General features: G+C 72.8%; 15 protein-coding genes. 7 read left to right on the plus strand and 8 right to left on the minus strand.

What is annotated here, in order from left to right; translation table 11 throughout:
* Positions 1-210 precede the first annotated feature (210 nt).
* Positions 211-411 (plus strand): hypothetical protein, encoded by a 201-nt coding sequence (locus tag ACTWQC_RS11115; RefSeq protein ID WP_443315433.1) that lies wholly within the window; start codon positions 211-213, stop codon positions 409-411.
* A gap of 176 nt (positions 412-587) precedes the next feature.
* Here ACTWQC_RS11115 and ACTWQC_RS11120 read toward each other — a convergent pair whose 3' ends face one another.
* Both ACTWQC_RS11120 and prfB read right to left on the minus strand, forming a co-directional pair.
* On the minus strand, positions 588-1,244 hold the full coding sequence (locus ACTWQC_RS11120) for a hypothetical protein (RefSeq protein ID WP_443315434.1): 657 nt from the start codon (positions 1,242-1,244) through the stop codon (positions 588-590).
* A gap of 326 nt (positions 1,245-1,570) precedes the next feature.
* Positions 1,571-2,677, minus strand: coding sequence for a peptide chain release factor 2 (gene prfB / locus ACTWQC_RS11125; RefSeq protein WP_443315435.1), 1,107 nt, complete (start codon positions 2,675-2,677; stop codon positions 1,571-1,573).
* A 115-nt stretch (positions 2,678-2,792) separates the two neighbouring features.
* Between prfB and ACTWQC_RS11130 the strand changes: the two genes are divergently transcribed.
* On the plus strand, positions 2,793-2,990 hold the full coding sequence (locus ACTWQC_RS11130) for a hypothetical protein (RefSeq protein ID WP_443315436.1): 198 nt from the start codon (positions 2,793-2,795) through the stop codon (positions 2,988-2,990).
* Between the two features lie 123 nt (positions 2,991-3,113).
* Here the strand turns inward: ACTWQC_RS11130 and ACTWQC_RS11135 are convergent, their stop codons facing one another.
* Together ACTWQC_RS11135 and ACTWQC_RS11140 are read right to left on the minus strand one after the other, a co-directional pair.
* Entirely contained in the window at positions 3,114-4,406 is a 1,293-nt protein-coding gene (locus ACTWQC_RS11135; protein ID WP_443315437.1) for a serine/threonine-protein kinase, read from the minus strand.
* Between the two features lie 277 nt (positions 4,407-4,683).
* Complete coding sequence (locus ACTWQC_RS11140; protein ID WP_443315438.1) at positions 4,684-6,357, minus strand: serine/threonine-protein kinase; 1,674 nt, start codon at positions 6,355-6,357, stop codon at positions 4,684-4,686.
* A gap of 541 nt (positions 6,358-6,898) precedes the next feature.
* Here ACTWQC_RS11140 and ACTWQC_RS11145 point away from each other — a divergent pair.
* The 4 genes from ACTWQC_RS11145 (at position 6,899) to ACTWQC_RS11160 (ending at position 15,190) form a co-directional block, all read left to right on the plus strand.
* The gene (locus tag ACTWQC_RS11145) at positions 6,899-11,248 is read left to right on the plus strand and encodes an FtsK/SpoIIIE domain-containing protein (RefSeq protein ID WP_443315459.1); all 4,350 of its coding nucleotides are present in this window, start codon (positions 6,899-6,901) and stop codon (positions 11,246-11,248) included.
* Between the two features lie 223 nt (positions 11,249-11,471).
* Positions 11,472-12,899 carry an ABC transporter substrate-binding protein gene (locus tag ACTWQC_RS11150; RefSeq protein ID WP_443315439.1) on the plus strand — a complete coding sequence of 476 codons (1,428 nt, stop codon included), beginning with the start codon at positions 11,472-11,474 and terminating at the stop codon, positions 12,897-12,899.
* Between the two features lie 15 nt (positions 12,900-12,914).
* Entirely contained in the window at positions 12,915-14,276 is a 1,362-nt protein-coding gene (locus tag ACTWQC_RS11155; RefSeq protein WP_443315440.1) for a carbohydrate ABC transporter permease, read from the plus strand.
* Positions 14,273-15,190, plus strand: coding sequence for a carbohydrate ABC transporter permease (locus ACTWQC_RS11160; protein ID WP_443315441.1), 918 nt, complete (start codon positions 14,273-14,275; stop codon positions 15,188-15,190). Before ACTWQC_RS11155 ends, ACTWQC_RS11160 begins: the two co-directional genes overlap by 4 nt.
* A 76-nt stretch (positions 15,191-15,266) precedes the next feature.
* Here the strand turns inward: ACTWQC_RS11160 and ACTWQC_RS11165 are convergent, their stop codons facing one another.
* Complete coding sequence (locus tag ACTWQC_RS11165) at positions 15,267-16,784, minus strand: glycosyltransferase family 39 protein (RefSeq protein WP_443315442.1); 1,518 nt, start codon at positions 16,782-16,784, stop codon at positions 15,267-15,269.
* A gap of 198 nt (positions 16,785-16,982) precedes the next feature.
* Between ACTWQC_RS11165 and ACTWQC_RS11170 the strand changes: the two genes are divergently transcribed.
* Positions 16,983-18,671, plus strand: coding sequence for a glycosyltransferase family 2 protein (locus tag ACTWQC_RS11170; protein WP_443315443.1), 1,689 nt, complete (start codon positions 16,983-16,985; stop codon positions 18,669-18,671).
* A 125-nt stretch (positions 18,672-18,796) separates the two neighbouring features.
* Here ACTWQC_RS11170 and ACTWQC_RS11175 read toward each other — a convergent pair whose 3' ends face one another.
* From ACTWQC_RS11175 to ACTWQC_RS11185, 3 genes are all read right to left on the minus strand, one after another.
* Positions 18,797-20,011 carry a helix-turn-helix domain-containing protein gene (locus ACTWQC_RS11175; RefSeq protein WP_443315460.1) on the minus strand — a complete coding sequence of 405 codons (1,215 nt, stop codon included), beginning with the start codon at positions 20,009-20,011 and terminating at the stop codon, positions 18,797-18,799.
* Positions 20,012-20,087: 76 nt separating this feature from the next.
* The gene (locus ACTWQC_RS11180; RefSeq protein WP_443315444.1) at positions 20,088-21,230 is read right to left on the minus strand and encodes a glycosyltransferase family 4 protein; all 1,143 of its coding nucleotides are present in this window, start codon (positions 21,228-21,230) and stop codon (positions 20,088-20,090) included.
* On the minus strand, positions 21,227-23,891 hold a 2,665-nt coding region (locus ACTWQC_RS11185), incomplete at its 5' end, for a bifunctional glycosyltransferase/CDP-glycerol:glycerophosphate glycerophosphotransferase (RefSeq protein WP_443315445.1). The genes ACTWQC_RS11185 and ACTWQC_RS11180, both read right to left, overlap by 4 nt.

Genomic DNA, 23,891 nt, shown 5'->3' on the forward strand with positions numbered 1-23,891 from the left:
GCGTGACCATACGCGAACCGGGAGGGGCCGTGCAGTCGCCGGTAGGGGTTGAGCGTTTATTCACGGCACCTTCAGGTACAAACCAGGCATTGGCCTCCCGCGCTTGATTTGCGGGGCGCGCCGGATCGTACGGAAGCTGGCACAGTGGTAGGGGGAGGGCGGAACCGAATCGCCTCCCCGCGCGTTGGCCACGGTAGAGGAGGAGATCGCATGACATGCGACCGTCTGGTGTGCGCCAACTGCGCGGCCCCGGTGAGCGAGGGCCGCTGCCCGGTATGCCGGGCCAGCAGGGAGCGGCTGCACCAGGAGGGCGGCCTGGCCGGGATTCTCGCCGGGCTCTCCCCTGCGGCGCTCCTGGCCTTGCTGGTGGTCCTGATCGCGGTCGCCGTGCTCGCCCACCAGGCGGCGTAAGCACCCCACCACGCGCCGTAAGGACCACGCGACGTAGGCACCACGCGCCGTAAGCATCACGCGACGTAAGCATGGCGTAGCGAAGACCTACGGGCATCCCACGGCATACGGCGGCCCCGGAAACGCGATGGCGTTCCGGGGCCGCTCGCTTACACGCTGTGAGTGCGGCTCAGCACTCAGGCCGCCGCGCCGCCACCGCGGTTGACCAGACGGGGCAGCATGCGGAAGCCGATGCCGCCCGCGATCATCGTCGCGGCGCCGACCAGCAGGAACGCGGTCTCGGAGGCGCCGGTCTCGGCGAGCTCGCCCTGGGGCGTGCCCTCGGTCTGGGCGAGCTCTTCCTTGCCCTCGCCCTGCTCGACGACGTTGGAGCCGCCGTCGGCGTCGGCGCCGGAGTCACCGTCGGGGCCGGGGTTGTTGCCGTTGCCGCCGCCGTTGCCGCCGCCGTTGCCGTTGCCGCCGCCGTTGCCGTTACCCGGGTCCGTCGGCTCCTCCGTGGGCTCGGTGGGCTCATCGGTGGGCTCGGTCGGGACATCCGTGGGGATGTCGGTCGGGACATCCGTCGGAATCTCGGTCGGAATCTCGGTCGGGATCTCCGTCGGGATCTCGGTCGGGATCTCGGTGGGGTCCTCCGACGGCTCCGGGTCGTCGTCGCCGACACTGAGGCCCGCCTTGAGACCCTTCTCGTCGGCGTTCGCCTCGACGCCGACGCCGGCGACATCGACGTCGACGCCCACGGCCGAAGCGGCGCCGGCGGCGGTCAGCGACGCACCGGCGGCGATCACCGTGCCGGCGGCTATCCGCGCAACACGCAGCCGCATCTTCTTTGTCATCTGCCTGCTACCCCCAGTAGCTGTTCTCGTCAGTGGAGCAGCCATGCACCGAGCGGCGGTCGCATGGGGGGAGATCGCAATACGGGACACTGTGTCCCGCCCCGCCCCCGTTCCGCACGCACCCCAGTCATGGGCATGCCGCGCTTCAGCTTTCCCAGATTTCACAGCAGCGTCAAGGTCATTGCGCACGCTATGTCTTGTTTGCTGGCACTTGCCCGGCGTAAAGGAAAAGGACTGTGACGAAACCCGCTACGAAAAAGGCAACTGCCGCTCGATGAGCGGCAGTTGCCTTATCAGCACTTGTCCGAATCAGAACCGTTTCCGTCTTACTTCTCTTGCTGCTTGCGCCAGCGGATCCCCGCTTCGAGAAAACCGTCGATGTCGCCGTCGAGCACCCCGTCCGGGTTGCCCACCTCGAACTCCGTCCGGAGGTCCTTGACCATCTGGTACGGGTGCAGGACGTACGAACGCATCTGGTTGCCCCAGGAGTTGCCGCCGTCGCCCTTGAGCGCGTCCATCTTCGCCTGCTCCTCCTGGCGGCGCCGCTCGAGCAGCTTCGCCTGGAGAACGTTCATCGCAGTCGCCTTGTTCTGGATCTGCGAGCGCTCGTTCTGGCAGGAGACGACGATGCCGGTCGGGATGTGCGTGATGCGCACGGCCGAGTCGGTGGTGTTCACGCCCTGGCCGCCGGGGCCGGAGGAGCGGTAGACGTCGATCCGCAGATCCGATTCGTCGATCTCGACGTGGTCGCTCTGCTCGACGACCGGGAGCACCTCCACGCCCGCGAAGGACGTCTGCCGGCGGCCCTGGTTGTCGAACGGCGAGATCCGGACGAGCCGGTGGGTGCCCTGCTCGACGGAGAGCGTGCCGTACGCGTAAGGGGCCTGGATGGCGAAGGTGGTCGACTTGATGCCGGCCTCCTCCGCGTACGAGGTCTCGTAGACCTCCGTCTTGTAGCCGTGCCGCTCCGCCCAGCGCAGGTACATCCGCTGGAGCCGCTCGGCGAAGTCGGCGGCGTCGACACCGCCCGCCTCGGCGCGGATGTTCACCACCGCCTCGCGGGCGTCGTACTCGCCGGAGAGGAGGGTGCGGACCTCCATCTCCTCCACCGCCTTGCGGACGGCGGTCAGCTCGGACTCGGCCTCGGCACGGGCGTCCGCGTCGCTCTCGGCGTCGGCGAGCTCGAAGAGCACCTCGAGATCGTCTATCCGGCTCCGCAGCTCCTCGGCCCGGCGGACCTGGCCCTGGAGGTAGGACAGCCTGCTGGTGACCTTCTGCGCGTTCTCCGGGTCGTCCCAGAGGGAGGGGGCCGCCGCCTGCTCCTCGAGCACGGCGACATCTGCCCTCATCTTGTCGAGGTCGAGGACGGCCTCGATCGACCCCATGGTCGAGGAGAGGGACTTCAGCTCTTCGGATACATCGACGACTGCCACGGGTCCAGCGTAACGGCTGCGCGCGGCAGCCCCTCCGGTGCCGCACAATGGGGGACACAGGGAGCACCGCCTCCCCCGGCAGGACCCGCAGTCATCTCGAACGAGGAGGGTCGCCGTGACGGACAAGAACGAGGACGAGCAGCCGACCGCAGTGAAGCGCCCGCTCCAGCTCCGCACCGGTGGCGAGACACCGATCGACCCGGAGGACCTGGTACGGGTCTCCGGGCGCGATGTGACGCCCGAGCGGCTGAAGTGGGCCGAGCGTCTGATCAACGAGAAGGGGTCGGCCGCCGCTGAGCGCTACCTCCCCTGAGTTTCCCGAGCTCTCTGCGAGTTCTCTCCGAGGTCTCGCCGAGCCCCAGAGCTCCCCGAGGTCTTCCGGAGCCTCTTCCGTTCCAGCCCCTGAGCTGCCGGCCCCGAGCCCGGCAGCCCAGCCTCAGGGCTGCGAGGACGCGCCGTCGGACCTGCTGTCGGACTGACCGTTGGACTGCTCGTCGGGCTGTTCGACGCCCGGCTGCGTCGCGTCCTCGTCGTCACCGCCCACCGCCAGCCAGCCGCCGATTCCGGCCGCGGCGGCCAGCGCCACCGCGGCGGCGCCCAGCTTGATCCTGCGGCGGCGCACGGCCTCGGATACGGCCCGGTGGCGGGCGGAACCCGGCCGGTGCCCGCCCGCGGGGCGCGGCACGCGGGCCGTACCGCGGGCGCCGCCGGCCAGCTCGTCCGGGGCGGGGACGCGCATGCTCGTGTGCGTGTCCCGGTTGGAGTCCGGGGCCGAGCCGTGCACCAGCGGCACGGCGCCGCGGCGCGGGGCCTCGGCCGCAGTCCGGTACGGCTCGTCCTCGTACGCCGCCGGGTCCGGGTCCTCGGGCTCCGAGCCCGGCTCGTCCACATCCAGCGGCGGGATACCGGCCAGCCCCGGCAGCAGCTCGCGCAGCCGGCCCGCGAGCTCGGCGGCGCGGAGCCGCGAGGCGGGCGACTTGGCGAGGCACTGGACGAGCAGCTGCCAGAGCTCGTCGGGGATGCCGGGCAGGGGTGCCACCGTCTCGGTGACGTGGCGGCGGAGGATCGCGCCCGGGTGACCGCCGCCGAAGGGCGTGAAGCCCGCCATCAGCTCGTAGAGGACCGTCGCCAGGGCGTAGATGTCGACGGCGGCGCGGGGCGGCAGGCCCTCGACGATCTCCGGGGCGAGGTAGTCGGGCGTACCGATGATCTTCGTCGCGCGGGTGCGGCTGGGTGCGTCGACGAGCCGGGCGATGCCGAAGTCGGTCAGCAGGGCCGGGTGGGCGCCGCCGGGCCCGAGTGGCCCCTGCATGTCCAGCAGGACGTTCTCCGGCTTGACGTCGCGGTGCACGATCCCGGCGGAGTGCGCGACCGCGAGCCCGTCGGCGACGTCCGCGGCGATGGCGACGGCCGCCTCGGGCGCGAGGCGGCGCTCGCGGTCGAGGCGGGTGCGCAGATCGGTGCCGCGGACGAGGTCCATGACGAGCGCGAGGTCGCTGCCGTCCACGACGAGGTCGCGAACGGCGACGACGCGCGGGTGGGAGAGGCCGAGCAGGGCGGTGCGCTCCTGGACGAACCTGCCGACCAGCTCCTGGTCGGAGGCGAGGTCCTCGCGCAGCAGCTTGATGGCGACCGGGCCCTCAGGGCCCTCGCCGAGCCAGACCGTGCCGGCGGACCCGCGGCCCAGGACCTGATGGGCGGTGTACCGGCTGCCGATGTTCCGTGCCAAGACTGCTCCGACGTGTCGTGCCCCAGCGCCTTCAGGGCCGCCAGGGGCTGGCGTTGGCGACAAAACTACGCCCCGCGCGATGCCGACCGTCACTTCTGTGGCGGAAATCCCCCGTCAGAAGTCGATAAATCCCCAGACTCGTAAGGCTCTTCACGGCATTCCGGTGCCGCATCGGAAACCGATTGAGCTCCGACGGAATCGAGATGTGTCCCCATTCCCGGGAGCGGTATGGCTGTTACTGGGCGCGGTACGGCTGTTACTGGGCGCGGTACGGCTGCTACTGGGTGCCGGAGCCTGTGCCGGGCTCGGACGGACCGCCGAGTTCGGAGATCCAGTCCGACACGTCGCCGACCCAGTCGCTGGTCGCGTCCCAGAAGCTCTTGCCTTCGGCGATCCAGCCCTGGAGCGGGGTGAGCTCCCAGATGAGCCAGGCGGCCACGACGAGGATCACGATGGTGAACAGACAGCCCTTGAGGCAGCCGAGCCCTGGGATCCGCATCGGGTTGGCGCTGCGGCCCCGCGGCTCCCGGCGCGGGGCCTCGGGCGGGGGCGGCGGAGGCGCGTAGCGCTGCGGCTGCGGCTCCTGCCTGCGCCGCGGCCGCTGCTGGGGCTGCTGCGGAGGCGGGTACGGGGCCGGGGCCTGGCCGCCCTGGGGGCCGTACGGCTGCTGCCCGTACGGCTGGGGCGCGGGGGCCGGGCGGCGCTGCGGGCGGCGGCGCAGCGGGTCCTGGCTGGGGTCCAGGTACTGGACCTGGGTCTGCTCGTTGCGGTCGCGTGCCGCGCGCAGCTGGTTCTGCCAGGGGTGCTCGGGGTCGCCCACGGGCGGCATCGCGCGCGTGGGGTCGGCGTCCGGGCCGCCACCGGAGCCGCTGCCGTGCTGCATGACCTGGGTGGGATCGGCGTTCTGGCCGCTCGGGGGCAGCACGCTGGTCGCGGCGTTCGGGTCGTACGAGCCCGCGCCCTGCGGCAGCACCTGGGTCGGGTCCGCGTCGCCGCCCGCGGGCGAGGCTCCCGCACCCGTGTCCGGGACCGGCGCGGGCGCCGGGTCGGGCGCGAGCAGCGCGGCCACGCCCAGCGCGGCCTCGGCCTGCTGGGCGGAGGCGTGCACGCCGACGCCCGACGCGACCACGCGCAGGGCACGGCCGAGGTTCTCGGCGCTGGGGCGCTCGTCCGGGTTCTTGCGCAGGCAGCGCTCTATGACCGTCCAGAGGGGGTCGGGGACGGTGGTGGGGCGGCGCGGCTCCTCGCTGAGGTGCCGGTGCAGCACCTCGAGGGCGGTGGCCCCGGCGAACGGCGGACGGCCGGTGACCAGCTCGTACAGCAGGATGCCGGCGCCGTAGATGTCGACTGCGGAGGTCTGCGGGCGGCCCTCGGCGGACTCGGGGGCGACGTACGCGGGCGTGCCGACGAACTCCTGGGTGCGGGTCAGGCCCGGGGAGTCGGCGAGACGGGCGATGCCGAAGTCGGTCAGCATCGGGTGGAGCTGGCCCTCGGAGCCCGCGAGCAGGACGTTGGCGGGCTTCAGGTCGCGGTGCACGATGCCGTCGGCGTGGCTGGCGGCGAGGGCGTCGGCGATCTGCGCGGTGAGGAGGGCGGCGGCGACCGGCGTGAAGGGTCCGCTGTCGCGCAGGTGGCGGTGCAGGTCGGGGCCCTCGATCAGGTCCATGACGAGGGCGAGGAGATCGCCCTCGACGACGAGGTCGCGGGTCCGCACGATGTTCGGGTGGGTGAGCCGGAGCAGGACGGACCGCTCGCGCAGGAAGCGCATCACGACGTCCGGGTCGCTCGCCAGCTCCTCCTTGAGGACCTTGATCGCAACGGTCTCGCCGGGTTGACCCGGCACGGCCGCCTCGGCGCCCGCCGCCTCGCGCTGACGGGCCCGCCAGACGGTGCCCGTGGCGCCGCGCCCCAGCGGCTCCTCGAGCAGGTACTTGCTGCCTACCGGCCGCACGTCATGTGCTCCCTGATCGTGGTCTTGGTGTTCCCTGGGCCGCCGGAAGGTCGCGGACCCGTTCGACCCACTGTAGTGCCGTCGCAGGGGGTTCACCGGGCCGACCGCTGATCGCGGACCACCCCGCGGCTTGTGGGGAAGACGCGCGTTCCGGGCGGATGGTTGCCGGGCGGGCGGGGGCGTACGGGACGGCGCGGGGCGGGCGCCCGGAGGCCGCGTTTTCCATGTGTGCGGGGTGGCCGGGGGCCGCGTGTGGCCGGGAACTCATACGAGGGACTCGGTCCGGCCGTGGCACCGGCCGCCAACAGGAACTTTCCCGTCGTTCTTCATGCCGTTCCCGGCCCAATCATGATCAATGGTCAGCTGTTGCGGGGCGAAGTGTCAGCGGCAGGTGCGAGGATGCATGCCAGCACGGAAGCGGTGGGGAGCGGGGGACTCAGCGCGACGTGGTGACTTGTACGTGCCGAAGTGCCCGTGCGCGGCGGGGGAGTTGGGCAGCCCGTGTCGCGTACCCCCCGGGCAGAAGGGACCGTTGACGGCGATGCAGATCCGGCTGACCGTCCTCGGGCCGCGCAGCGGCCATGCCGCGCGCGCCTGCGACGTGCTGGTCACGGCCCCGGCCGGGACGGCGCTCGCCGCGGTCGCGAGCGGGCTTGTGGCTGCCGTGGCGGCGACTGCCAGAGCGTCCGAGGGGGCGGGGCCGGCGGGGGTGGGAGGACCCGAGAAGTCCTGGGCCGAGGGCGCGGATTCGACGGCGGGTGGTTCTTCAGGGTCCTCAGGGCCGGTGGTGCTGTACGCGGGCGGCGAGCGGCTCGACGCGCAGCGCTGCGCGCTGGGCGAACCGCCGCTGACGGACGGTGCGGTGCTGTCCCTCAACGCCCCGGCCGCCCCCGGGCGGCACCCCGGGGTGCCCCAGGAGGCGCCGTCGGACGCTTCGGTGCAACTGCACGTCGTAGCAGGGCCGGACGCGGGCGGCGTCCACCTGCTGCACAGCGGCCGGATCAGCATCGGCCGCTCCGCGGACGCGGACGTACCGCTCGACGACCCGGACGTATCGCGCCTGCACTGCGCGGTGACGATCGCCGACGACGGGCACGTCACGGTCGCGGACCTCGGCTCCACGAACGGCACCGCCCTCGACGGCACCCCGCTCGACAGCGGGCCCGCTCCCTTTCGTCCGGGTGCGTTGCTCCGGGTGGGCGAATCGGCGCTGCGGCTGGTGGGGGCGGAACGGTCCCTTCCAGAAGCGGAGCCGCCAGCCGACGCGAGTTCGCTGTCGGACGCGAGTTCGCTGTCCGGTGCGGGCTCGCCGTCCGGTCCGGCTGCGGGTTCCGGCGCGGGCGCGCCTACGGGTGGGGGCCGGGCGCCCCTCCCGGACGTACTGCCGACCGCCCCGGACGGTGAGGGCCACCTGCGGGTGGGTCTCCGGGGACCGTCCCCGGAGGCGGTCCCGCGCGCCGCGGGACCCGTGGCCGGGGCCGCGACCAGGCACGCCGGCCAGTCTGCGCCCGACGCCGAGGTGGCCGGGAGCGGGGGGCCAGGGAGCGGGGCGCCGGCCGGTGCGTCGTATGCGCCCGGTCGGCAGATCGCCACCGCGGCCGCCGACCAGGACGACTTCGGCCATACGACGTCCGCCCCCCACCGTCCCGCCCGTACGACCCACGTCTGGGGCACCGGCGGACAGGCCGGGCCGCCTCCTGTGGGCCCATCCGCCTCCGCCCCGAACGCGCACGCTCCAGGGCGCACCGACCAACCACCGGCGGCTGACTACCCGGAGTCGGACCGCCCCGAGCACGGCTCCGGCGCCCCGGGCACCCGCCACGGAGCACGGCAGCACCCGGCGCCAGGCACGGCGGCACCCTTCGCACCCGGCAGCGCACCGCGCCGGCCGTCATGGGCCACCGGCCCCTACGAGGAGGGCGGGGACCCCCGCACCGCAGCGAGGAGCGGCCCGGAGCCGCCCGTAGGGGGGAGGGTGCCGCAAGGGTCCGTGCCGCCGCCGCGTGCCGGTGGCGATGAGGGGGAACGGGCGCCGCAAGGGCCGCCGCAGCAGCCGCTGCCGCCCCGAGGCCAGACGCCCGGCGGGGCCGTGACCGGTCTCAGCGCAGGCGACGGTCAGACGCCCGTGCCGCGGCGGGCAGCGGATGACAGCAGCGGGGGCGCTCGGGCAGGCGCGCACACGGGCCCGGACGGCGCCCCGTACACAGGCCCGTATGCCGACCCGTATGCCGGAGGCGCAGGCGCCGAGACGGCGGGCGGCTCGGCTGTGCGCGGCGTTCAGGGGCCCGGGACGCATGTTCAAGGCGGAGGGCCATGGGCGAGCGACGGCGCCACGGGCGCCGGGGGGATCCCGGAGCCGCGACGAACCGGCAGGCCTGCGGAGCCACCCCGGCGCCCGACGCGGTGGGGGCGCGGGATAGGAGCCTGGGCGCGGCGGCTGGCCGCGGGGCGGGACATCGACGAGGCCGCCGAGCCCGCTCCGCGCGAGCCCCGCGGCACAGAGCGCACGCCCGCCGAGGGCCTCACCGCCGCATACGCGCGGTGGCCCGACCCCGCCGGCATACTCCTCACCGCACTCGGCCCCGGCCCCCGCCTGTGGGAGCGCGGCACGGGCCACCCGGACGCGCTCGTCGTCCGGCTCGGTACGGCGGACCGGCCCGGCGCCCCCGCCACCCCCGTCACCGTCGGCCTCCGCGAGACCGGCTCGCTCGGGCTCGCCGGGCCCCGGGCGCGGCTCGCCGGGCTCGCGCGTTCCGTCGTGGCACAGCTCGCCGCCCTCCACCGCCCCGACGACCTCGAGATCGTCCTGATCAGCACGGACCGGGCGCGCAGTGTCGGCGAGCGCCTCGCCGAGTGGTCCTGGCTCGGCTGGCTGCCACAGCTGCGGCCCGCCCACGGCCAGGACTGCCGTCTGCTGCTCGCATACGACAGGGACCAGGCCTCCGCTCGTACCACCGAGCTCGTACGGCGGCTGGACGACGGCCTCCTGGGGCCGAGCTGGGTCACCGCGGACCGCTCCGCGATCGCCGCCGCGTCGCGCCAGTACGACGGCCCGCGCACCGTGGTGATCGTCGACGGCGACCCCGGATCGGCCGCGCTGCGCGGGACGACCTCGAGGCTGGCGGCGGGCGGTCCTGTCGCCGGTATCCATCTGCTCTGCCTGGCCGACACGCCTGCGGCCTCGCCCGCGTCCCCGCTCACCGCGACCTTCGACGCGGCGTGTACCGCCTCGCCGCCCTTCTCCGAGTGCGGGGCGGCGGGGTTGCTCAGCGGCGATGTCGCCACCGCGCTCCGGGTCATGCCGCTGGGCCCGGCGGGACCGCTGAACAACGGCGTCGTCGCGGGCGTGGACGCGGTCTCGGCCGCGTGGGCGGAGCGCTTCGCCCGGGCGCTGGCGCCGCTGCGCGCCGCGGACGCGCCCGGCGCGGCGACGGCGAGCGGCTCGCGGCGGATCGCCGCACCGCTGCCTCGTACGGCCCGGCTGCTGGACGAGTTGGGGCTCGCGCGGGCCACCCCGGCTTCTTTGATGGCCCGTTGGGCCGCGGCGACGGACGCGGGCCGGGCGACGGACGCGGGCCGGGTGGCCGACGCGAGTCGGGTGGCCGGCGCGAGCCGGGTGACGGAGGACGGGCGTGTGACGGAGGACGGCCGGCTGGCGGAGGGCGGCCGGGTGGCGGAGGACGGCCGGGTGGCGGAGGGCGGCCGGGTGTGGGCCGTGCTGGGCGCGGGGCCGCACGGCCCGCTCGCCGCGGACCTCACCGCCGAGGGCCCGCATCTGCTCATCGAGGGCGGTCGTGACACTGGCAAGACCGAGCTGCTCCGGTCCCTCGCCGCATCCTTGGCCGCCGCCGACCGGCCCGACCGGGTGTCGCTCGCCCTGGTTGACGGGGGTGGCGCGGAGCGCGGCGAAGGGCTGCAGGTGTGCACCGACCTGCCGCACGTCTCGACGTATCTGGCGGCCTCGGACCCGGTCCGCATGCGGGAGTTCGCGCAGGCGCTGAGCACGGAGCTGAAGCGGCGGGCAGAGCTGCTCGGCGGGCTCGGCTTCGACGACTGGCACCGGCAGCGGGCCGTCGCGGCGCGCCTGGTCCCGCCGCGCCGCTCGACCGAGCAGGGCACGTACGGCGGGAACGGCACGTATGGAGGGAGCGGTGGGAAAGGGGGGAACGGGGGGAACACGGGGAACGGCGGTCGTAGCGGGAACGACAGGCATGGCGGCAACGGCGGGCACCCGGCGGCGGACCGGCGCGCGGAACACGCCGACGACGGGGATGTGGAGTCCGCGCCGAGCGGGACGCTGAAGCTGCGCGCGGCCGACCCCGCGGCCGGTGGCGCGGGCTCGACCGGGCCCGCGCCGCTGCCGCGGCTGGTCGTCCTCGTCGACGACTTCGACGAGTTGGTGGCTCCGGGCCTGGGCAGCCCGGGGCGGCCGGCGGCGGGTTCCGTGGTACGCGCGCTGGAGGCGGTGGCCCGGGACGGCGCACGGCTCGGGGTGCACCTGATAGCGGCGACCGGGCGCCCGGACCGTACGGCCGGGACGGCCGCGGCGGCGGCCGGGCAGGCGGGCCTGCGGATCACTCTGGACATGCTGCCCACGCGGGCCGAGGGCCCGGACGCGGGCGAGGCGTCGGCGGGGCGCGGGCGGCTGGTGCGCCGGGACGGCTCGGAGACACCGTTCCAGGCAGGCCGAGTGACGGGCCGTATCCCCCGGACGGCTACGCAGCGGCCGACGGTGGTGCCGCTGGACTGGGAGCGGATGGGGGACCCTCCGACGCGGCGGCCGCTGCGCGAGCTCGGCAACGGGCCTACGGATTTGGCGCTGCTGGCCAGCGCGCTCCAGCGGGCCGCGGCCCAGTCCACGCCCCCGGCCGAGCCCCTGCGGCTCCCCTGAGTCCTGCCGAGCACGACGTCTGCCGCGTTGTGGGCATTCGGCGTCAGGCGTGACGCAGATCACAGCACGGTCACAGCAACCCCCTCGCACCGGAGGCGGTATTGCGGCTGTTCCCGTCCGGGCGTAGGACTGTCCGCACGGGACGTACGGAGCACGTGTGCGCGGCCGTCTGCGGGGTCCGCGCTACGGCGCAACGGGGAGGACGGCAGGTATGCGCACACCCATGGCCACACCACTCACCACCCGAAGCACCACCCAATCGACCCACACCACCAGAACGAGCCGCACAAGCCGCACAACTCGCGCCGCTCTGGCCCTCGTTGCTACGAGCGCCCTCGTCCTCACCGCCGCGGGCTGCGGCGGCGACGGCGAGGGCAAGGACGGCGACGCCGGGGCCGGAGGCGCGGCGAAGGACAGCGCGCCCACCGTCCAACTCCCCAAGCTGAACGGCCAGAAGCTCCAGGTCGCCGCCGTATGGACCGGCGCCGAGCAGAAGAACTTCACCGCCGTCCTCGACGAGTTCGAGAAGCGCACCGGCGCCGAAGTCTCCTTCGTGCCGACCGGCGACAGCATCTCCACCTTCCTCGGCACGAAGATCGAGGGCGGCGAGCCGCCGGACGTCGCGATGCTCCCCCAGGTCGGCGCCCTCAAGCAGTTCGCCGACAAGGGCTGGCTCAAGCCCGCGGGCAGCGAGGTCACCGCCCAGCTCGGCAAGAACTTCTCGAAGGGCTGGCAGGACCTCGGCGCCCACGCGGGCAAGCAGTACGGCGTCTACTTCAAGGCGGCCAACAAGTCCCTGGTCTGGTACAACACCGCGGCCTTCGAGAACGCAGGCGCCTCGGAGCCCAAGACCTGGCAGGAGTTCCTGGACACCGCCCAGACGGTCTCCGCCTCCGGCGTCCCGCCGGTCTCGGTCGGCGGCGCCGACGGCTGGACCCTCACCGACTGGTTCGAGAACGTCTATCTCTCCCAGGCCGGCCCGGAGAAGTACGACCAGCTGGCGCAGCACAAGATCAAGTGGACCGACCCGTCCGTGAAGCAGGCGCTGGAGACGCTCGGTGAGCTCTTCGGGGACAAGACCCTGATCGCGGGCGGCCAGAACGGTGCGCTGCAGACCGAGTTCCCCAAGTCCGTCACGCAGACGTTCGCGGGCGGCGACACCCCGGACGCCGCGATGGTCTTCGAGGGCGACTTCGTCTCGATCAACATCGCCACCGACACCAAGGCGAAGATCGGCACGGACGCCAAGGTCTTCCCGTTCCCGGCCGTGGGACGGCAGTCCCCGGTGGTCAGCGGCGGCGACGTGGCCGTAGCGCTGAAGGGCGGCAAGGGAGCGCAGGCGCTGCTCACCTTCCTCGCCTCGACCGACGCCGCCGAGATCTGGGCGAGGGCGGGCGGCTTCATCTCGCCGAACAAGGAACTCGACCTCAAGGCGTACCCGAACGACGTCCAGCGCGACATCGCGAAGGCGCTGATCGAGGCGGGCGACGACTTCCGGTTCGACATGTCCGACCAGGCTCCGGCGTCCTTCGGCGGTACGAAGGGCGAGGGCGAATGGAAGGGGCTCCAGGACTTCCTGAAGAACCCCAAGGACGTGGCGGGCACCCAGCAGAAGCTGGAAGCGGACGCCGCCAAGGCGTACAAGAGCTGACGGGCCGTCTCCGACATGAAGACGGCGACCGCGGGGGGCGCGGCCGCGCCCGGCACGCCGCCCCCCGCCGAACTTCGTCACGGCAAGAGCGTGCTCGGCACCCGGCCCTGGGTGGCGGCCTGTTTCCTGCTGCCCGCCCTGCTGCTGCTCGGTGCGCTCGTGGTCTACCCGATCGGGTACACGGTCTACCGCAGCTTCTTCGACGCCTCCGGCACCGGCTTCACCGGCCTGGACAACTTCGCCGACATGTTCTCCGACGACGGCACCCTCACCGCCATCAAGAACAACCTCATCTGGGTGGTCGTCGCGCCGGCCGTCTCCACCGCGCTCGGCCTGATCTACGCGGTGCTGACCGAACGGGTCCGCTGGGGCACGGCGTTCAAGCTGATCGTCTTCATGCCGATGGCGATCTCCATGCTGGCGGCCGGGATCATCTTCCGGCTGGTGTACGAGCAGGACCCGGACCGCGGTGTGGCCAACGCGGTGTGGGTGGGGGTGCACGACACCTTCGCCGAGGCCTCCGCCTACCCGGGCGCGCACCCGCTGCCCACCGCCGGTCTCGCAGCGTCGGGCGGCGGCTCGTTCACCACCGAGTCGGCCGTGCGGCCGGGCGGCACGGCGAATCTGCCGCTGGTCGGGGTCAAGGCCGGGACGATGCCCGAGGACGCGGCCGGTGCGAAGACCGCGCCGCCCGCCGACGGGAAGATCACCGGCACGGTCTGGCTGGACTTCGTCAAGGGCGGAGGCGGGAAGCCCAACGTGATCGACCCGGGCGAGAAGGCGCTGTCCGGGATCACGATCGAGGCGGTCAGGGGCGGCAAGGTCGTCGCCACGGCCAAGACGGGCGCCGACGGCACGTACGCGCTGCCCGCCGACCAGGCCCAGGGAGCACATCTCCGGCTGCCCGCCTCGAACTTCAAGGAGCAGTACAACGGCGTGGACTGGCTCGGCCCGTCCCTGGTCACTCCCGCCATCATCGGCTCGTACGTGTGGATGTGGGCCGGCTTCGCCATGGTGCTGATCGCGGCCGGCCTGGCGGGCGTACCGCGCGAACTCCTGGAGCAGGCACGGGTCGACGGCGCGAGTGAGTGGAAGGTCTTCCGGAAGGTGACGGTGCCGCTGCTCGCGCCGGTGCTCACGGTCGTCCTCGTCACCCTGATGATCAACGTGCTGAAGATCTTCGACCTGGTCTACATCATCGCGCCGGGGGCGACGCAGCAGGACGCGAACGTGCTGGCCCTGGAGCTGTATCTGAAGTCCTTCGGCACGGACGCCGACCAGGGCGCGGGCAGCGCCATCGCGGTGCTCCTGCTGCTGCTCGTCGTCCCCGTCATGATCGTCAACATCCGCCGGATCCGGAGGGAGGGCCGACGATGACCGCATCGACGTCGACGGACGCGCCTGTTCTGGCCACGACCGCGACGGCGGAGAAGCGGGGGAAGCCCTCCCTCGCCTCCCGCCTCGCGGCCCGTGCGGGCGGCGGCGTGACACAGGTCTTCCTGATCCTCGTCGCGCTGTTCTGGCTGATGCCGACCCTCGGGCTGCTGATCTCCTCCCTCAGGGACTCGACCGACATCGCCACTTCGGGCTGGTGGGAGGTCTTCACCGCCCCCGCCCAGCTCACCACGGGCAACTACTCCGAGCTGCTGAGCAACGACGCGATCACAGGCTCCCTGTGGACCACCGTGCTCATCACGGTCCCCTCCACAGTGCTCGTCGTCGTCATCGGCTCGCTGGCCGGATACGCCTTCGCCTGGCTGGACTTCCCGGGCCGGGACTGGTGGTTCCTGCTGGTGGTCGGGCTGCTGGTGGTGCCCGTACAGGTGGCGCTGATCCCGGTGGCGAAGCTCTTCGGCACCCTGGGGATCTTCGAGACGACGACCGGCGTGGTCACCTTCCACACCGCCTTCGGGCTTCCGTTCGCCGTCTTCCTGCTGCGCAACTTCTTCGCCGAGATCCCGCGCGAGCTGCTGGAGGCGGCGCGTCTGGACGGAGCGGGCGAAGTCCGGCTGTTCACCCGGGTCGTGATGCCACTGGGCGGTCCCGCGATCGCCTCGCTCGGCATCTTCCAGTTCCTGTGGGTCTGGAACGACATGCTGGTGGCGCTGATCTTCGCGGACGACGGGGCCCCGCCGATCACGGTCGCCCTGCAGCAGCAGGTCCGCCAGTTCGGCAACAACATCGACGTGCTGGCGCCCGGCGCCTTCGTGTCGATGGTGATCCCGCTCGTCGTGTTCTTCGCCTTCCAGCGGCAGTTCGTCTCCGGCGTGATGGCGGGGGCGGTCAAGTAACGACCGGAGCGGTCACGCAGCGGCACACGTGCGGTGGGACGGCGTGCGCGTGGCGCACCGCTCGGTGGCACGGCGGTCAGTTGTGCACGTACAGGTGCACGCTGCCGCCGTGCAGCCGTTCCACGCCCTCCCGGTGGAACTGGTCGGAGAGGACCTCCTGCTTGACCCGCTCCCCCGCGTCCCGGAACACCCGCCGCTGGTCGGAGTCCTCCCGGTCCAGCAGCCACACCCGCCGCGCCTTCGGCAGGGCCTCCCGCAGCCGGTCCGGCGGCAGTTCGGTGCCGAAGAGGGTGCCGGACTCGGCCGGGGTCCGGTCCAGCGCCACATCGCGCAGCCCCTCGAACATCTCCGGGTACGCAATGGCGGCCTTCCGCCGGGTGCTCGCGAGGAAGACCACCGCGTCGCCCGGCTTCGTCTCTTCGCGCACCAGCCGCGCGATCGCCCGCAGGTCGTCCAGCCTGCTCGCGCCGGACCGTACGTGGTGGTGGGCGCCGAGCTGGCCGCCCAGCACCAGCGACACGACAAGCGCCGCGGCCATCGGCATCGCCAGCGGCATCGCGCCCCGCCACAGCACCAGACCGGTGAGCCGGTCGAGCCCGGACGCGGCGAGCAGACACAGACCCGGCAGCGCGTACAGCACGTACCGCTGGTCGTAGACCGGGTCCACCTGGGAGATCGCGACGAGCAGCGCGGGCGGCACCACGAACAGCGGCAGGGCGACGGTGACGACCGAGACCGGCGGCGCGTCGAGCGTCGGGCGGCGCGGTGCGAAGAGCGCGGCGGCCGCGAGCAGAAGGATCAGGCAGGCGACCCAGCCGGAAGGACCGGCGAAGGACCGTACGAGCCGGGTCACGGCCTCCCAGCCGGGCACCGGGATCCAGGCGAGCGCCTCCTCCTTCTGCCCGCGCGCGACCCAGGCGACCGGCACCATGGCGGCCGCGGCGGTGGCCGCGGACAAACCCCAGCAGCGCCACTGGCGAGCGTCGCTCCTGGCCACGAGCAGGGTCACGGCGTGCGCGGCGGGAAGGAGCAGGGCGAACGCGTGCAGCAGCACGGTGAGCGCGGTGAACAGGGCGTACCAGCGCCACCAGCGCGCCTCGCCGGTCTCGCAGGCGCGCACCAGGAAGTACGTGGCGGCCATCGCGCCCGCCATCACGAGGGCGTAGCTGCGGCCCTCCTGCGCGTAGAGGCTCACCACCGGCACCACCGCGAAGAGCATCCCGGCCACGAGACCGACCCGGGCTCCGGCCAGCCGGGCGCCGATCGCCGCGACGAGAGCCGCGGCGCAGACCATGCCCGCGACCGAGGGGAGCCGCAGCATGGTCTCGTCGGGGCGCACGCTCAGCAGGCCGTGCATCAGCAGGTAATAGAGGCCGTGGACCGCGTCGATGCTGCCGAGCAGCTGCCACAGCTCGCCCGGGGTGCGGCGGGCGGCGCTCCACGTGGCCGCCTCGTCGCTCCACATCCCGCGGCGGCCCAGATCCCACAGCCCCAGGATCGCCATGGTGGCGGCCGGGAGCAGCAGGGCCGCCACCGGGGTGCGGCGCACCACGGGGACGGGCCGGAGCGGGATCTTCACCTCGGTTGTGACCATCGACGTGCTCCTGTTCTTGGCGTCGCTGTCCGCTTCTTGGTTCGGCATGAGCCGTGGGGTGCTTGAACTGGGGTCCCACGGGCGTGGGACCTGGGCGGTGCGGGCCCGTCCGGGGCGTACGGCCCGGGCGCGCCCGCAGGCGGAGCGGCGCTCCGGTCGCCCCCCAGCGCCCGCGAGCGAAATAGACTGATGTCACATATGGCAGCAAAGACCCCAACCGAACCGTCCGCGGCGCAGGTCAGCGTCATCGTGATCGGTTACAACGACGCCGGGCACATCGCGGACGCGGTGCTCTCCGCCCTCCGCCAGGGCACACAGGTCGCCGAGGTCGTCGCCGTCGACGACGCCTCGACCGACGCGACACCGGATGTGCTGCGGGACCTCGCCGAGCGCTACGCCCGGGTCCGCGTGGTGCGACGCGAGGCCAACAGCGGCGGCTGCGGCACACCCCGCAACGACGGGCTGCGGCGCGCGACCGCGCCGTACGTGATGTTCCTGGACAGCGACGACGTGCTCGAAACGGGCGCCGTCGGGGCCCTGTTCCGCGCGGCCGTACGCCATGACGCGCAGGTCGTCGCGGGCCGCTGCGTGCGCCGTGAGCTGCCGGGCGGGCGTGACGTGCCCTGGCAGCGGGCGCTCTTCACCCGGGAGGCGGCGTACGGCTCCCCCGCGGAACTCCCCCGCCTGGTCCGCGACACGGTCTGCGTCAACAAGCTCTACGACCGCTCCTTCCTGGACCGGCACGGCATCGCCTTCCCCGACGGCCCCTTCCGCTACGAGGACTTCGTCTTCACCGCCCGCGTGCTCGCCGCCGCGCCGCGCATCGCCCTCATCCCCGACACCGTCTACATCTGGCATGTGCGCCGCTCCACCGGCCGGCCCTCGATCTCCCTCGCCCGCGACGACATCGACAACTGGCGCAGCCGCCTCCGCGCACACCGCCGCGCCCTCGAGATCTTCGAAGAGGCCGGGCAGAAGAAGCTGACCCGGGCCGCCGAGGTCAAGTTCCTCGATGACGACCTGCGCCTGTACGCACGCGAGCTGGGCGGCCGCAGCCCCGAGTACCGCGCGGAGTGGTGGCGGCTGACCCGGGAGCACCTGGCCTGCTTCGACGAGCCCGCGCTGCGGGCCGCCCGCGCCCCGGCCCGCTGGATCGCCCGCGTCATCACGGCCGCCGACCGCCCGCGCGACCTCGAGCGGCTCGTCGAGCTGGCGGGCAGGCCGGCCCGGCTGATGCCACCGTACGCGCGTGTGGCCGGGCGCCCGGTGTGGGACGCCGACCTGCCGGGCGTGGTCCTCGACGGGCTCGACAGCAAGCCGCTGCACCGCCTGCCGGTCACGGTGGAGGCCGAACCCCGCATCGCCTGGCGCACCCGGCGCGCCCGGCTGCGGCTGGCCGTGCGCGTGTACGAGCTGTACGGGCGGCTGGCCGCCGCAGGCCCGCTGACGGTGGACATCGAGCTGCGGCACCGCGACGACGGCCGCCTCGGGCTCACCCGTAACGCCGCCCTCAACCCGGACGATGACTCCTGGACGGCCGAGGTGCTGCTCGGCCTGGGGGACGTGGCGGCGGCAGGCGGGGGGCGACCCCGCGATGTCCGCGCCGCCGGGCCCGACACCTGGGACGTACGCGTGCGGGTGCGCTGCGCGGACAGCTCCTCGCTCTACACCGCGGCCCGCGCCACCGGCCCCGGCCTGCGGCGCACGGCCGTACCGAGCAGGCAGTACGGCCTGCTGCTGCTCCAGCCGTACGCCACGGTGGGCCGGTCCCTCGCGCTGCACCTCGCGGCGGGGCCGAGCGCGGCGACCGCCGTGCTGCGCCGCAGGCTGCGGCGTCTGGCTGCCCGGCGACGGAACCGGACCTGGGCGAGGCGGCGCCAGCCATAGCCATGCCCGCAATGGGTTGCATCGGCGTGTGCGCCGCAGGTCAGTGAGCCGCACGCTATGAGCACGGAGAGCGTCGGGACAGTGACGCTACGTACCACTTTGCTGGACTGGTAGGACGCTGCGCCCTACCCGATGAGGTTGAGCCGGTCGGCCAATTCGGTCACCGGAGACGTACGGCGGCGCTCCCGGCCGCGCAGTTCGGACACGATCGGCCGGGCCGTGCCGTGGTAGCGCATCCACTCCGGAGCAATGCCCTCGGCCAGCAGGAGGGCCCGCGTAGCGCTGTCGTCCCTGCCCAGGTCGGCGTAGGCCAGAGCACGGTCGACGTGGAAGCGGGCCCTCCAGGTCGGTGGCAGGACGTTCAGCTCGGGTACGGACCGGGCAGCGCTCAGTGCCTTGGCGCTTCTCTCCATCTCCACGAGGAAGTTCACCTTGGCCACGCCCACATTGGTCGGGCCGAACGGGGTGGCGTAATCGAGACGGTCCCGACCGATACGGGCGGCGGCGGCCGACGCCATGTTGAGCAGGTCTTCCACGGCGTCGTGCTTCCCCTGCCGGACGGTCGCGGTAGCCGCCCGCAGCAGCAAGATGCCCCACAGCGCGAGGTCACGCGGCCGCGAGCGGAACCCGGGCTCGATCCTTTCGGCGGCCGCGAGAGCGACGCGCTCGGCGTCTTCCAGACGTCCCTGCTTGGTGAGGATCCACGACAAGCTGGAGATTCCCACCGTCTCGAGGTTCGGGTCGTCGGACTCGCGCACGGCGGCCAACGAGCGCTCGAGGGCGGTGAACCCGGCGTCCTCCTTGCCCAGGGCGGTGAGCGTGGTCGCGGCCACCTGATACGCCTCGGCGAGCACCGCGTAGGCCGAGGCTCTCTCAACGCCGTTGTATGCGCGGGTGGCGATACGGGCGTCCCGGATGAGCTGGGGCAGCAGGACTCCGATCTCGCCCATACGGCCTTCGCGCCTGACGCCTTCCGTCGACCGCAGGGAGGCACGCAACGCCCCAATGCTGGGCGGCTCTTCCGGGTCCGTGTCCTCGCCGAGCAGTTCGGTCACGGGCGAAACGGCCTGCCGCAGCGCCAGGACGGAGGGCAAGTCGCCGTCGTCCCGCGCTTCGAACGTGGTGGGCTGGCCGACCAGGACCGATGGCTCGACGTCGAGTGCTCGGGCGAGCGCGTTCAGGGTCGAGAGCCGCGCCGTCTGCCGACGGCCCTGTTCGAGCTTGCGCACGACGTCGACGGACACACCCGCCAGTTCGGCAAGCCGCTCCTGCGTGAGCTTGCGGCGCACCCGGAGCCGCGCGATCCGGTCGCCGATGCCAGGCTCGCCCTCGAACTGCATGCTCACCCCCGCTCGGTGGACGTATCCCCCACGCTACGCCTCAGCAGGAGGCCAGTAGGCCGAACCCATGGGGTTGTCACCGCTCCAGGAACGCGAACAGCTCCTCCCACCGCCGGACGATCTCCTCCGGCGCGTACCGCCGTACGTTCGTCCGCGCCGCCTCGCCCATCCGGTCGCGCAGCTCGCGGTCGGAGATCAACTCGTCCAGGCGGCGGGCGAGTTCCGTCGTGTTCCCCGGGGGCGTCAGCAGGCCGTCCTCGCCGTCACGGATGATCTCGCGGACGCCGGGGGCGCAGTCGAAGGCCGCGCAGGGGACGGCCGTGGCCATGGCTTCCATGAGGGCGAGGGGGAAGCCCTCGCCACGGGAGGACTGGACGAAGAGTGAGCCGCGGCGGAGGGCGCCCGGTACGTCGTTCGTGCGGCCCATCCACTCCACCGAGTCGTCCAGACCCAGCGATGTGCACTGCTTGCGGAGCATCTCCTCGTCCTCGCCCGAGCCGTAGATCCGCAGGGTCCAGTCGGGATGCAGCGGCGCGGCCTCCGCCCAGGCGTCGAGGAGCATGTCGATGCCCTTCTGGTCCGTCAGCCTGCCCATGCTGATGACGGCCTTCTCCGTACGCGGCGACGGCTCGCCGGGCATGAAGGGCAGGGGATTCGGCATGAAGCCGGTGTTGTCCAGGCCCCTGCGGATCCACAGGTCCGCGTCCTCCCTGGTGAGGACGAGCATCCGGTCGACGTCCCGGTAGAACCGCAGCACCCGGCGGAAGCGGGAGCTCTGGAGGGTGTACTCGTACGACTCGTGGCTCATGCCGATGACCGCCGCCCCCGCGGTGTCGGCCAGGGCCACCCACTCCATCGCCCAGACCTGGGTGACGATGACGACGGCTCCGGGCCCGGCCGCCCGGAACAACGCGCTCAGCTTCTCCGCCTGTTCGAGCATCCCGGCCTCACGGGCGCTGCGGTGGCGGCGCTCCACCACATCGAGCCGTCCCCGCAGGCCGCGCAGGGGGCCGAGTTTCGGAGGGGGAGCGTCGTAGAGCGTGGTCGTCGGGTACGGGAGATCGCCTCCGAGGTCCTGCGGGACGTCGGGGCCGGCGATGCCGATGACGTGCACGCGGTGGCCGCGCTCGGTGAACAGCCGCGCCATCTGGTGCGACCAGCTGGTGACTCCGCCCAGCTCGTCGATGCTGTTGGAGACGAAGAAGATGTCCCGGCTCACCTCACGCCTCCCGTGCGGAAGAAGGTCTCGACGATCGTGCGCGACGCGTCGCCCCGGTCGTATTCGCCGAACTCCGCCGAGAACCGCCGCCGCGCCTCGGCGTATTCGGTGTCCGCCGACTTGAGATCGGCGATCGCGGCGAAGAGCGCCTCCTCGGTCTCCGCCACCGGCCCCGGGGCCTTCTCCCGCAGGTCGAAGTACGTGCCGCGGGCCTCCCCCGCGTACTCCTCCCAGTCGTACGCGTAGAAGATCACCGGCCGGTCCAGCAGCGCGTAGTCGAACATCACCGACGAATAGTCCGTGATCAGCCCGTCCGCGAGGGTGAGCAGCGGGGTGATGTCGTGCAGGGCGGTGACGTCGAGGACGGTGCCGCGCACCGAGGGCGGCAGCACCACGTGGTTGAGGTAGTGCGAGCGGATCAGCAGGACGTGGCGCTCGCCGAAGCGGCGGGCGAACTCCTCGACATCGAAGGGGAGTTCAAAACCGCGGACCCGGCCCCCCTTGCCGCTGCGGAAGGTCGGCGCGTACAGCAGCACCTGCCGGTCCGCCGGGATGCCGAGCTCCGCGGCCAGGCGCCCCCGCTCCCGTACGCCGGAGGCCTCTTCGCGCAGCCGCGCCGCGACCAGCGCGTCGTTGCGCGGGTAGCCGGTGCGCAGCAGCACCTCGTCCCGCAGCCGCAGAGCCCTGGCCAGGGTGCGGACGTCGTGCTCGGAGCGGACCAGGAAGTGGTCGAAACGGTCCAGGACCCGCTGGTACGCCTCCTGTTCGTGGCGGGCCTGCAGCTTCTTGCGCGGCTCGTCGAAGCCCATCCGCTTGAGCGCCGAGCCGTGCCAGGTCTGGATGTACGTGGTCCCGGGGCGCTTGGTGAGCTTCAGCGGGAAGCCCTGGTTGTCGATCCAGAACTCGGCCTGCGCCAGGGCCCGCAGATACGGCCAGCTCCAGCGGCGTACGAGGGCGGCGTCGCCCGGAAAGCCCTCGGGCCGCCGCCCCGCGTACGACCAGACGGGCTCGAAGCGGACGCCCTGGCGGCGCATTTCCTCGTAGATCGCCCGCGGGCTGTCGCTGTACTGCTTGCCGAGGTGGCTCTCGAAGACGACCAGGCCGGGGCGGACGGGAAGCCGACAGAGCAGGGCGTGGTACGTACGGATCTTCGTCTCGCCCGAGTTGAGCTTGCGCTTGACTCTGCGGGCCCCGCGGACGCCCGACTTGGCGAGGTCGCCCGCACGGCCGGCCACGGCGGCGTCGACGGCCGCGCGGGTGCGGACGGCGGCCGGGCCCTCGGCGGTCAGCACGAAGGAGAGGTGGCCGCGCCGGGAGATCCGGGGCTCGAGGCGGTCGGCCACGAGCCGGGTGAGCCGCGGGCGTACGCGCAGGGGGCGGGCACGCTCGAGGGCGAGGCCGTCGGCGCTGAGCCGGGTGCGCAGCCGCTCGCCGTCCACGTCCAGGAGCAGCCGGACGTCCCACACGGCGTCGATCACGCCCAGCGGCCGCAGACGCCGGGCGAGATCGGCCTCGGCGGTCCAGTCGAGGAAGCCGTCCGCGTGGCGCAGCGAGAGAAGCGGGAAGCGGAAGGTCTGCAGGCTGCGGCGGCGCGCCCGGAACTCCAGTTGTCCGCGCACGCTCGCGTCCGGAGGGATCCGGCCGAGCGGGTTGACGATGCTGCCGGCCAGGCGGACGGCGCCGCGTCCGTCGTCCTCGTACGCGGTGAGGCGGTTGCGCAGGAACATCGTGCCGAGCGGCTGGGTGTGGTAGCCGAGGTCCGTGACGTCCAGGACCCGGCGGCCCTCGGGGTCGTCGAGATGCTCGGTGCACCAGAAGATCCGGCCGTCGCGCTCGGCGAGAGGCGAGGAGATCTTGTCCCGGTTGGTCAGGGTGTCGGCGGCGGGCAGCAGGTTGTCCCAGTCCTCGCGGGCCAGCAGATACGCGCAGATGGCCTGGATGGGCCGGACTTCCGCGTACGCCTCGGGGTCGATGGTCGCCAGATAGCCGTTCGCGAGCTCGGCGAAGCGATGCCGGTACTCCTCGTCCAGCAGCGGCAGATCGCGCAGATGGAGCACGAGATCGTGCTTGAGGAACTTCACGTCTTTGTGGAACTTCAGCTCGCGCAGCCGACGCCGCTCCAGCAGCTCGTCGACGCGGCGGTGGATCTCCATCCGGTGCGCGAAGTTGGCGATCTCGTGCCGCCGGTTGCTGATGGACTTGCTCCCGCCCGCGCCCGCCTTCTCGGCGACGTTCCAGAAGTAGACGCGGTTGGGGACGAGGGCGATGCGGGTCGCGGCGAGATAGGCGCTCGCGGAGAAGAACAGGTCCTCGTAGTGGATGCCGACGGGGAAGATCAGGTTCTGCTCCAGCAGGAAGTCCCGGCGGTAGCACTTGTTGGTCGACAGGGTGTCGAAGACGAAGAGGTCGGGGAGTTCGGTGACCGACTCGAGGGTGCGGGTGGCGGAGTAGAGCCAGGGGTACCACTCGACGGTCTTGCGGTGGCGGCTGTCGACGTGGACCCGGACGCAGAGGCCGGAGACCAGGTCGGCGCCGGTCCGCTCGGCCGCCTCCAGCATGTTGCGGCAGGCGTTGCGCTCCAGCTCGTCGTCGCTGTCGAGGAACATCACGTAGCGGCCGCGGGCCTCCTCGATGCCGCGGGTGGGGGGGGGGGAGAGGAGG

Origin of the sequence: Streptomyces sp. 8N616, from assembly GCF_052246385.1 — a bacterium.
In the GTDB taxonomy this organism is placed as follows: Bacteria; Actinomycetota; Actinomycetes; order Streptomycetales; family Streptomycetaceae; genus Streptomyces.